The following is a 10,882-nucleotide window of genomic DNA, read 5'->3' as shown; positions in this document are numbered from 1 at the left end:
CTTGTGCCGCGAAAGGGCTGCAAAGCAGCCCCTGGACTTCAAAAGCAAAGCAGGATCAGCGCCCGACCACCTTGGGCTTGTAAGCACAATACCCCGGCCGCGGCCCGACCTTGGGGTGGTTGCGGCAGGTGTCCGGGCGCTTGTCGTAGATGGTGCACAGCCGGCTCTTGCGGTCCAGGTACATGCAGTCATCGTTGCTCATCCGGGTCAGGGTGAAGATCCCCGACTTCTGGTTGAAGCGCTCGATGATGCCTTCCTTCTGCAGGCGCTTGGCCACGTTCTTCGGCGGTTCGTCTTTTTCGAACTCGTCTACCACGCCGATGCGGATCAGATCCTTGATCTTCACCTCCACCGGCAAGGTGCAACAGGTCGAATGGCAGCCACCGCACATGTGGCTGGCATAGCGCTGCCAGGTCTCCAGGCGGTCGACTTCGGCGGCGGCGATCAGGGTCGTTTTCATCTTTATGGGGGCGAATCACGGTCTTGGGGCGCGCGATCATACCGGAGTTGTTCAATTTGTGAACAACCTTTTGCCCGATACCCGCCTGGTGCATGAAATCCGCGAACCGTTGCTGTCGCTCTGTGTCAGACCGTCTAGGCTGAACACTTTCCCTGCGCTTTAGCCTACTTGCCCGAGGATGCCGCATGTCCCAGGAAAACAAGGCCCGTGAGGCCAAAGCTCATCAAGAGGAGGTGGCGGATTTTCGCGCCGCCGTGCTGGCCAAGCTGACCTACGCGGTCGGCAAGGACCCGGAACACGCGTTCGACCACGACTGGTTCGAGGCCATCGCCCTGGCGGCCCGCGACCACATGGTCGACCACTGGATGGACCACACCCGGCGGGCCTACCGCCGTAGCCAGAAGCGAGTGTATTACCTTTCCCTCGAATTCCTCATCGGCCGGCTGCTGTACGACAGCCTGAGCAACCTGGGCTACCTGGAAATCGCCCGCGAGGCGTTGCAGGGCCTGGACGTGGACCTTGAGCGCATTCGCCTGCTCGAGCCGGATGCGGCGCTGGGTAACGGCGGCCTCGGGCGCCTGGCGGCGTGCTTCATGGAGAGCATGTCGACACTGGGTATTGCCGCCCATGGCTATGGCATCCGCTACGAGCACGGGCTGTTCCGCCAGGCGCTGGTCGATGGCTGGCAGCAGGAGCAGACCGAGAACTGGCTGGACTTCGGCAACCCCTGGGAGTTCGAGCGTGCCGAGGTGATCTACCCGATCAGCTTTGGCGGCAGTGTCGAAACCGTGCAGGAAGGCACTGGCAAGCAGCGCCAGGTGTGGTGGCCGGGCGAAACGGTCAGGGCCGTGGCCTACGACACGCCAGTGGTCGGTTGGCGTGGCTCCAGCGTCAACACCTTGCGCCTGTGGCGCGCCCGGGCGCTGGAAGAGCTGCACCTGGAGCGCTTCAACGCCGGCGATCACCTGGGTGCGGTGGCCGAGGTGGCCCGGGCCGAGAGCATTTCGCGGGTGCTGTACCCGGCCGACAGCACCGAGGCCGGCCAGGAGCTGCGCCTGCGCCAGGAGTACTTCTTCGTCTCCGCCTCGCTGCAGGACCTGCTGCGCCGCCACCTGAACATGCATGACAACCTGCTCAACCTGCCGGATGCAGCGGCGATCCAGCTCAACGACACCCACCCGTCGATCGCCGTGGCCGAGTTGATGCGGCTCTTGGTCGACCAGCACGAAATCCCCTGGGACACCGCCTGGCAGGTGACCGTGGGCACCTTGGCCTACACCAACCACACGCTGCTGCCCGAGGCCCTGGAAACCTGGCCGGTGGCGCTGATGGAGCGCATGCTGCCGCGGCATATGCAGATCATCTACCTGATCAACGCCTACCATATCGACGCGCTGCGGGCCAAAGGCCTGCACGACTTCGACGTGCTGCGCGCGGTGTCGCTGATCGAAGAGGACAATGGCCGTCGCGTGCGTATGGGCAACCTGGCGTTCCTAGGGTCGCACAGCGTCAACGGTGTGTCGGCGCTGCACAGCAAGCTGATGAAGAGCACGGTGTTCGCCGAGCTGCACAAGCTCTACCCGCAGCGGATCAACAACAAGACCAACGGCATCACCTTCCGCCGCTGGCTCTACCAGGCCAACCCGCCGCTCACGGCGATGCTCACCGAGGCACTGGGCCCGGAGGTGCTGGACGACCCGGAAGGCAAGCTCAAGGCCCTGGTGCCCTTTGCCGACAAGGCCGATTTTCGCAAGCAGTTCGCCGCCCAGCGCCTGCACAGCAAGCGTGCCCTGGCCGCCATCATCCAGGACCGCCTGGGGGTGACGGTCAACCCCGAGGCGCTGTTCGACGTGCAGGTCAAGCGCATCCACGAGTACAAGCGCCAGCTGCTCAACCTGCTGCACACCGTGGCGCTGTACCAGGCCATGCGCCACGACCCCGGCACCGACTGGGTGCCGCGGGTGAAGATCTTCGCCGGCAAGGCGGCGGCCAGCTATCACCAGGCCAAGCTGATCATCAAGCTGGCCAACGACATCGCCCGGGTGGTCAACAACGACCCGACCGTGCGCGGCCTGCTCAAGGTGGTGTTCCTGCCCAACTACAACGTCAGCCTGGCCGAGAGCATCATCCCGGCGGCGGACCTGTCCGAGCAGATCTCCACGGCCGGTTACGAAGCCTCTGGCACCAGCAACATGAAGTTCGGGCTCAACGGCGCGCTGACCATCGGCACCCTGGACGGCGCCAACGTCGAGATGTGCGAGCAGGTCGGTGCCGAGAACATGTTCATCTTCGGCCTGACCGCGCAGCAGGTGGAGGCGCGCAAGCGCAGTGGCGACTTTGGCGCCAGCGCGGCGATTGGGGCGTCGCACCGCTTGGGCGATGTGCTGCAGGCAATCCGCAGTGGGGTGTTCTCACCGGATGATCCGTCGCGTTATACCGGGCTGGTGGATGGCCTGATCGCCTATGACCGCTTCCTGGTGTGTGCCGACTTTGACGCCTACTGGGATGCCCAGCGGCGGGTCGAGGAGCTGTGGCATACGCCCCAGGAGTGGTGGCGCATGGCGGTGCTCAATACCGCGCGGATGGGGTGGTTCTCGTCGGACCGGACCATTCGTGAATATGCCACCGAGATCTGGAAAGCCCTGGATTGAGCTCCCTATCGCGGGGCAAGCCCGCTCCCACGCTGGTAACACGTGGGAGCGGGCTTGCCCCGCGATGCTTTTCTGGCCGACAGCTGGCCCTCGGCGGGCTGAACTCAACGTCGCCCAGCGAGTCTCTTTGCTCGCTAGCCCGCAACTCTCCCTGTAAACTGCGGGGGTTTTTCTCCCCCTTTCCTTTTCGGAGCCATACATGTCCCGCGTTACCCTGAGTCGCTATCTGATTGAGCAGACCCGCAGCAACAACACCCCTGCCGATCTGCGCTTCCTGATCGAAGTGGTGGCGCGTGCGTGCAAGGAAATCAGCCATCACGTCTCCAAAGGCGCGCTGGGTGGCGTCCTGGGCAGCATGGGCACCGAAAACGTGCAGGGCGAAGTGCAGAAGAAGCTCGACGTCATCTCCAACGACATCCTGCTCGAAGCCAACGAGTGGGGCGGCCACCTGGCCGGCATGGCCTCCGAAGAGATGGACAATGCCTACCAGATCCCGGGCAAGTACCCCAAAGGCGCCTACCTGCTGGTCTTCGACCCGCTGGACGGTTCGTCGAACATCGACGTCAACGTCTCGGTCGGCACCATCTTCTCGGTCCTGCGTTGCCCTAACCAATACCTGAGCCAGAACGAAAGCCTCAACGAAAACGCCTTCCTGCAGCCAGGCACCGAGCAGGTCGCCGCCGGTTATGCCATCTATGGCCCGCAGACCATGCTGATCCTCACCCTGGGCAATGGCGTCAAGGGCTTCACCCTGGACCGCGAGCTGGGCAGCTTCGTGCTGACCCACGAGAACATCCGCGTGCCGGAAAGCACCGCCGAATTCGCCATCAACATGTCCAACCAGCGCCACTGGGAAGCGCCGATCCAGCGCTACGTGGGCGAGCTGCTGGCCGGTGAGACCGGCCCGCTGAAAAAGAACTACAACATGCGCTGGATCGCCTCGATGGTGGCCGACGTGCACCGCATCCTGACCCGTGGCGGCCTGTTCATGTACCCACGCGACGCCCGCGACCCAAGCAAGCCGGGCAAGCTGCGCCTGATGTACGAAGCCAACCCGATGTCGTTCATCATCGAACAGGCCGGCGGTGTGTCCACCGACGGTTACCAGCGCATCCTCGACATCAAGCCAGAGGGCCTGCACCAGCGCGTGTCGGTGATCCTCGGCTCGAAGGAAGAGGTCGAGCGCGTCACCGCGTACCACAAGGAGTAAACCATGCTCGCACCTTGGCAGCCGTTGCTGGAGTGGTGGTTCGGTTGGGGCGCCAGCCCCCAGGCCGTGGCTGACGAGAAGAGCACGCTGTGGTTCGGCAAGCACCACGATGCCGAAGCCCAGGCGCTGTTCGGCGACCTGATGGAGCACGCCCTGGCGGGCGGGCTCGAGGATTGGCAGCAGAGCCCGCAGGGCTGGCTCGGCTTGCTGATCCTGCTGGACCAGCTGCCGCGCATGATCCACCGCGACACGCCGCGCGCCTTCGAGGGCGACCGGCGGGCGCAGGTGGTGGCCATGCAGGGTTTGCAGAAAGGCTGGGACTACCAGCTGCTGCCGATCCAGCGGGTGTTCGTGCTGCTGGTGCTGGAGCATGCCGAGGTGCTGGACTGGCAGAACCTGTGCGTCGAGCGCTACCAGACCTTGCTGGGTGAACAACCGGAGGCGAATCGCCGGTTGTTCGAAGGTTTCCTCGACTATGCCGAGCAGCACCAGCGGGTGATTGCCCGGTTCGGGCGCTTCCCGCACCGCAACCTGGTGCTGGAGCGGCCGAGTACCAGTGAAGAGATGGATTTCTTGCTGGAGCCTGGTTCGCGTTTCTAAGCCCTGTGCTTTGTGTGGGAGCGGGCTTGCCCCGCGATTGCGATGGTGGTTCTGACATCGCAATCGCGGGGCAAGCCCGCTCCCACATTACCTAATCAGATCCTGAAACTGCCCACCAGATGCTTCAACCGCTCCACCTGGTGCTCCAGGTCGGTGCAGGCACGCAAGGTGCTCTGCAGGTTGTGCACCCCTTCCTGATTCAGCGTATTGATCTCGGTGATGTCGACATTGATCGACTCGACCACGGCCGTCTGCTCTTCGGTGGCGGTGGCCACCGACTGGTTCATGCCGTCGATCTCGCCGATGCGCTGGGTGACGCTGCCCAGGCGTTCGCCGGCCTGGTTGGCGATGCCGACGCTGCGGTCGCTGTGCTGCTGGCTCTGGTTCATGGTGCTCACGGCCATCTGCGCGCCGGCCTGCAACTCCTCGATCAGGCGCTGTACCTGCTGCGCCGAATCCTGGGTGCGATGGGCCAGGTTGCGTACCTCATCGGCCACCACGGCAAAGCCACGGCCGGCCTCGCCTGCGCGGGCGGCTTCGATGGCGGCGTTGAGCGCCAGCAGGTTGGTCTGCTGCGAGATGCCACTGATCACATCGAGGATCTGGCCGATGTTCACCGTGTGGTTGTTCAGCGTCTCGATGTTGCCGCTGGCATCGCTGATGCGCGCCGACAGCTGGTTCATCACTTCGATGGTTTCGCCGACCACCTGTTGGCCTTCCTCGGCCAGGCCACGCGCGGCACTGGAGTGCTGCGAGGCCAGGGCGGCGTTCTGGGCGATCTCCTGGGCGGCGGCACCGAGCTGGTTGATCGCCGCGGCCACGCTGCTGGTGCGGCTGGACTGCTGGTCGGCATTGTGGATCGAGGCATTGGAGGCGCTGACCACCTGGCCCGCCACGCTGTTGACCTGGCCGGTGGCCGAGGCCACTTCGCGGATCGATTCGTGAATACGCTCGACGAAGCGGTTGAACGACAGCGCCAGGCTGCCGAATTCGTCCTGGGCGTGAATCTTCAGGCGCCGGGTCAGGTCGCCTTCGCCTTCGGCGATGTCATGCATGGCACGGCCCATCACGTGCAGCGGCTCCATCAGCACGCGGATCAACAGGCCGAGCAGGGCGATGATCACGATCACCGCGATCAAGGTCGCCACCACCGCCGAAGTACGCAGTTCGCCGAGCATGGCGAAGGCTGCGTCCTGGTCGAGAACCAGCGCCACGTACCAGTCCGCCGACGGCACGCCGTCGACATGGGTGAAGCTGATGAACTGCTTGCGGCCATCGACCTCGACTTCTTTCAGGCCATTGCCGATGCGCGGGGTGTTGGCCGGGTAGACGTCGCCGAGGGTCTTGAGTGCCAGCTCGCCCTTGGGGTGGATGAGGATCTTGCCCTCGCCGTTGACGATGAAGGCGTGGCCACGGCCGTCGAAGTCGAGGGTATTGATCAGGTTGCTGATGGTCTGCAGGTCGGTGTCGACGCCACTCACGCCGATCAGGCGGCCGGCCTGCTGCACCGGGGTGGCCAGGGTGATCACCAGCTTGCCGGCCGAGGCCGAGATATACGGCTCGGTGACGATGGTCTGGCCGGCGGCAGTGGCCGCCTTGTACCAGCCGCGCACGCGCGGGTCGTAGTCGGCGGCGCGGCTGCCTACCGGCACCGACTGCATGCTGCCGTCCTGGCCGCCGAAGTAGCTGAGCATGAAGTTGCTGGCGTACACCGGCAGCGCCAGGCTGCGGTCCAGGCTGGCTTTGCCCGGGCCGTCCACGGCGACCTGCTGGGCCAGGGTGTTGAGCAACTGGATACGGCTGTCGAGCCAATTGCGGATGTTACCGGCGGTGAGATTGCCCAGGTCCTGCAGAGTGGCCTCCGTGTCACTGCGCAGGGACTGGCGTTGTCGGTAATCGTTGAACAGCACGAAACAGGTGAAGGCAACGGCCACCACCAGGGCGGCAGCCAGCAGGATCTTGTGGCTGAACTTGAGGTTCTTGGTCATTTTTAGAAAGTCTGCGCACGGGCACGGAGGAGGGCAGGTGCGGCGAAACGCCACACCGTCGGAAGCTGTGTCGTCAGTGTTGGAAAAAACATTAATCGTTTGCGCAGATACCGACTGGCGGTGCGGCAGGAAAACCTCGGGTGGCAGGGAACCGCAGGCCCTTTTTCCCTTCTAAGCTCCCAGCAGGCCTCTCAGAACCTGTGTATCCACCTCCAGGAGTGTCACTTTCATGTCGTTGCGTTCCCTCGCCCTGTTGTCCTTGTGCGTCGTCCTGACTGCCTGCAGCAAGATCAACCAGGAAAACTATTCCAAACTCAAGGCCGGCATGAACAAGGCCGAGGTCGAGCAACTGCTCGGCACGCCCACCGAGTGCTCCGGCGCGCTGGGCATGAGCAGCTGCACCTGGGGTGACGAGAAGAGCTTCATCAGCGTGCAGTACGCGGCGGACAAAGTCTTGATGTACTCCGGGCAGGGCCTCAAATGAGGCGTCTGCACCTGCTGTTGAGTGTGTGCCTGGTGATGCTGCTGGGTGGCTGCGCCACGTCCGCCACCGACCCGCTGGCACCGAAGACCGCAGGTGCGGTGGACCTCAAGCGTTATCAGGGTAAATGGTTCGAGCTGGCGCGCTTGCCGATGAAGTACCAGGACGGCTGCGCCCAGTCCGAGGCCCATTACAACCTCAAGCCCGACGGCACGGTGGGCGTGCTCAACCGCTGCCGCACCCTGGGTGACGAGTGGCTGCGCGCCGAAGGCCATGCCACCGTGCAACAGCCCGGGCATACCGACAAGCTGTGGGTGGAGTTCGACAACTGGTTCACGCGCCTGGTGCCGGGCGTGGCCAAGGGTGACTACTGGATTCTGTTCGTCGACGAGCGCTACCGCACCGCCATCGTCGGCAGCCCGGACCGCAAGTACCTGTGGATTTTGTCGCGCACGCCGTCGTTGCCGGCGTGGGAGCGTGAGAACCTGCTGGCCAAGGCGCGCCAGCAGGGCTACGACACCCGCCGGCTGATCTGGCGCACGGCGGACAAGGAAATCGTCGCCCGGCATTGATCAGGCAAATCGCGGGGCAAGCCCGCTCCCACGAACTGGACGCCTCCCAAGCAACTGGGTCGCCCATTTCGTGGGAGCGGGCTTGCCCCGCGATGGTTTTGCAGCTCAGCCCAGCAGTTGGCGCAGCACCTCGCCAAACGCCAGCGCACTCTCTGCTTCCTGGCCGTGTCGCCCCTGGCGCACCACCCACTGGCCGTTGACCATCACATCGCGCACCTGGCGATCGTGGCCTGCAAACAGCCAACGGTTGAGGATGGCGTCGCCGTCCGCCACGGCCAAGTATGGGTCCTGCCCATCGAGCACCAGCCAGTCCGCGCGCTTGCCCACGGCCAGTTCGCCGATCGGCTGGCCCAGTGCCTGGGCGCCGCCCACCAGCGCGGCGTCGTACAAGGTGCGCCCGACCATCGGCTGATCGTTGCGGTACAGGCGGTTGCGCCGCTGGTCGCGCAGGCGCTGGCCGTATTCCAGCCAGCGCAGCTCTTCGACCACGCTCAGCGACACGTGGCTGTCAGAGCCGATCCCCATGCGCCCGCCCTGGGCCAGGTAGTCCACCGCCGGGAAAATACCATCGCCCAGGTTCGCCTCGGTGGTCAGGCACAGGCCGGCGATCGCGCCGCTGCGGGCCATGGCGGTGACTTCGTCGGGCTCGGCGTGGGTGGCATGCACCAGGCACCAGCGTGAATCGACCTCGGTGTGCTCATACAGCCATTGCAGGGGGCGCAGGCCGCTCCAGGCCAGGCAGTCGTCGACTTCCTTCTGTTGCTCGGCAATATGGATGTGGATCGGGCACTGTTTGTCGCTGGCGCCGAGCACCTCGGCGATCTGCCCGGGCGTCACCGCGCGCAGGGAGTGGAAGCACAGCCCCAGCTGTTGCGCCGGCTGCGCGGCCAGCACCGGGGCGAGCTGTTGCTGCAGCGCCAGGTACTGCTCGGTGGAGTTGATGAAGCGCCGCTGCCCGTCGTTGGGTGCTTGCCCGCCGAAGCCCGAGTGGCTGTACAGCACCGGCAGCAGGGTCAGGCCGATACCGCTGGCAGCGGCCGCTGCGCTGATGCGCCGGGACAGCTCGGCCGGGTCGGCGTAACGCTGGCCGTTCTGGTCATGGTGCACATAGTGGAATTCGGCCACCGAGGTGTAGCCGGCCTTGAGCATCTCGATGTACAGCTGACGGGCGATGACCTGCAGCTGCTCCGGGGTGATGCGCCCCACCAGGCGATACATCAGGTCGCGCCAGGTCCAGAAGCTGTCGTTGGGGTTGCCGGCCACTTCCGCCAGCCCCGCCATGGCCCGCTGGAACGCATGCGAGTGCAGGTTGGGCATGCCTGGCAACAGCGGGCCGGCCAGGCGCTCGGCGCCCTCGGCGCTGGCATTGGCCTCGACCGCCGTCAGCCGGCCATCGGCGGCGACCTCCAGGCGGACATTGCGGGCCCAGCCCGTGGGTAGCAGGGCGCGTTCGGCGAAATAGGCGGACATCGGTGAAATCCTGTTATTGTTTAACTTGTATATACATATACAGCCGTTTGCCTGCCGGGTAAACTCCGGCAAGCTACCGTTCACTCCAACCGTACAAGGATTCAACGCCGTGCCGACACCTCCTGTCTCCGCGCTGGTTGCCCAGATGGGCGAAGGGCCGGCGCCGCTGTATGCCCGGGTCAAGCAGATGATCGCCCAGCAGATCGAAAACGGCAGCTGGCCGCCGCATCACCGGGTGCCGTCGGAGAGCGAGCTGGTCAGCGAGCTGGGTTTCAGCCGCATGACCATCAACCGTGCCCTGCGTGAGCTCACCGCCGAAGGGCTGCTGGTGCGCATGCAGGGCGTCGGCACCTTCGTCGCCGAGCCCAAGAGCCGCTCGGCGTTGTTCGAGGTCAACAACATCGCCGACGAGATCGCCGGTCGCGGCCACCAGCACAGCTGCCAGGTGATCACCCTGGCCGAAGAGGCTGCCGGCTCCGAGCGTGCCCTGGCCCTGGACATGCGTGAAGGCCAGCGGGTGTTCCACTCGCTGATCGTGCATTACGAGAACGGCGTGCCGGTGCAGATCGAGGACCGTTACGTCAACGCCGCCATCGCCCCGGACTACCTCAAGCAGGACTTCACCCGGCAGACGCCCTACGCCTACTTGTCGCAGGTGGCGCCGCTCACCGAAGGCGAGCACGTGGTCGAGGCCATACTGGCCGAGCCCGACGAGTGCCAGCTGCTGCAGATCGAACGCGGCGAGCCCTGCCTGTTGATCCGCCGCCGCACCTGGTCGGGTCGCCAGCCGGTCACCGCCGCGCGCCTGATCCACCCCGGTTCCCGTCATCGCCTGGAAGGACGATTCAGTAAATGAGTGCGTTGCAGTTGTTGCGTGCGCAGGATTACCCGCGCATGCCCTGGAAGAACGGTGGCGGTTTCACCGAAGAGATCACCCGCGATGCCGGCGACGGCCTGGACGGCTTCGGCTGGCGCCTGTCGATCGCCGACATTGAAGCGTCCGGCGGTTTTTCCACCTTCGCCGGTTACCAGCGCATCATCACCGTGCTGCAGGGCGATGGCATGCGCCTGCTGGTCGATGGCCAGGCCAGCCGTCCACTGTTGCCATTCGATGCCTTCGCCTTCAGCGGCGAGAGCCAGGTCAGCTGCGAGCTGCTGGGTGGGGCGATCCGGGATTTCAACCTGATCTATGCACCGCAGCGCTATCACGCACGGTTGCAGTGGTTCGATGGCACCAGCCGGCTGTTCAGCTCGGCCTCGACGGTGTTGCTGTTTGCCGCGAGCAATCACGTGGAAGTCGGGCTGACGGGGCACGAGACCCAGCAGCTGGGCCGGTATGACTGTTTGCGCCTGGAGGGCAACGAAGGGTTGCTGGCGCTGGACGTGCAGGGGCGGTTCTGCCTGATCGAGCTGATGCCGCGTTAAACCAGCTGTTGCACTCTCGCGGGGC

The 10,882-nt window shown here is 64.9% G+C and carries 10 protein-coding genes and 1 pseudogene; 7 read left to right on the top strand and 4 right to left on the bottom strand.

Annotation, left to right across the window (positions count from 1 at the left end):
* Positions 1-55: 55 nt before the first annotated feature.
* Entirely contained in the window at positions 56-460 is a 405-nt protein-coding gene (locus DM373_RS27620; RefSeq protein WP_016712459.1) for a YkgJ family cysteine cluster protein, read from the bottom strand.
* 185 nt (positions 461-645) lie between these two features.
* Between DM373_RS27620 and DM373_RS27615 the strand changes: the two genes are divergently transcribed.
* The 3 genes from DM373_RS27615 to DM373_RS27605 all read left to right on the top strand — a co-directional run bounded on the left by DM373_RS27615 (position 646) and on the right by DM373_RS27605 (position 4,921).
* Positions 646-3,111, top strand: a complete 2,466-nt coding sequence (locus DM373_RS27615) for a glycogen/starch/alpha-glucan phosphorylase (protein ID WP_110996509.1) — start codon at positions 646-648, stop codon at positions 3,109-3,111.
* A gap of 199 nt (positions 3,112-3,310) precedes the next feature.
* On the top strand, positions 3,311-4,321 hold the full coding sequence (locus DM373_RS27610; RefSeq protein WP_110996508.1) for a class 1 fructose-bisphosphatase: 1,011 nt from the start codon (positions 3,311-3,313) through the stop codon (positions 4,319-4,321).
* Positions 4,322-4,324: 3 nt separating this feature from the next.
* Positions 4,325-4,921, top strand: a complete 597-nt coding sequence (locus DM373_RS27605) for a DUF924 family protein (RefSeq protein ID WP_110996507.1) — start codon at positions 4,325-4,327, stop codon at positions 4,919-4,921.
* A gap of 95 nt (positions 4,922-5,016) precedes the next feature.
* Here DM373_RS27605 and DM373_RS29870 read toward each other — a convergent pair whose 3' ends face one another.
* Positions 5,017-5,742 carry a methyl-accepting chemotaxis protein gene (locus tag DM373_RS29870; protein WP_371923757.1) on the bottom strand — a complete coding sequence of 242 codons (726 nt, stop codon included), beginning with the start codon at positions 5,740-5,742 and terminating at the stop codon, positions 5,017-5,019.
* A 129-nt stretch (positions 5,743-5,871) separates the two neighbouring features.
* Positions 5,872-6,909 (bottom strand): annotated as a pseudogene (locus DM373_RS29865) (HAMP domain-containing protein); the annotation flags it as partial.
* Between the two features lie 229 nt (positions 6,910-7,138).
* Here DM373_RS29865 and bamE point away from each other — a divergent pair.
* Both bamE and DM373_RS27590 read left to right on the top strand, forming a co-directional pair.
* Complete coding sequence (gene bamE / locus DM373_RS27595; RefSeq protein WP_079230016.1) at positions 7,139-7,393, top strand: outer membrane protein assembly factor BamE domain-containing protein; 255 nt, start codon at positions 7,139-7,141, stop codon at positions 7,391-7,393.
* On the top strand, positions 7,390-7,962 hold the full coding sequence (locus tag DM373_RS27590; protein ID WP_110996505.1) for a lipocalin family protein: 573 nt from the start codon (positions 7,390-7,392) through the stop codon (positions 7,960-7,962). The genes bamE and DM373_RS27590 overlap by 4 nt, the downstream gene beginning before the upstream one ends.
* A gap of 105 nt (positions 7,963-8,067) precedes the next feature.
* On the opposite strand, the gene DM373_RS27585 is transcribed toward DM373_RS27590, so the two are convergent.
* Positions 8,068-9,432, bottom strand: coding sequence for a formimidoylglutamate deiminase (locus DM373_RS27585; RefSeq protein WP_110996504.1), 1,365 nt, complete (start codon positions 9,430-9,432; stop codon positions 8,068-8,070).
* A 145-nt stretch (positions 9,433-9,577) separates the two neighbouring features.
* Between DM373_RS27585 and hutC the strand changes: the two genes are divergently transcribed.
* Together hutC and DM373_RS27575 are read left to right on the top strand one after the other, a co-directional pair.
* Positions 9,578-10,288, top strand: coding sequence for a histidine utilization repressor (hutC, locus tag DM373_RS27580; protein WP_178125886.1), 711 nt, complete (start codon positions 9,578-9,580; stop codon positions 10,286-10,288).
* Positions 10,285-10,857 (top strand): HutD/Ves family protein, encoded by a 573-nt coding sequence (locus tag DM373_RS27575; protein WP_110996502.1) that lies wholly within the window; start codon positions 10,285-10,287, stop codon positions 10,855-10,857. Before hutC ends, DM373_RS27575 begins: the two co-directional genes overlap by 4 nt.
* Positions 10,858-10,882: the final 25 nt, after the last annotated feature.

The sequence above is a fragment of the Pseudomonas sichuanensis genome (genome assembly GCF_003231305.1).
Lineage (GTDB): Bacteria > Pseudomonadota > Gammaproteobacteria > Pseudomonadales > Pseudomonadaceae > Aquipseudomonas > Aquipseudomonas sichuanensis.
This window is presented reverse-complemented; position numbering and strand designations above follow the sequence as displayed.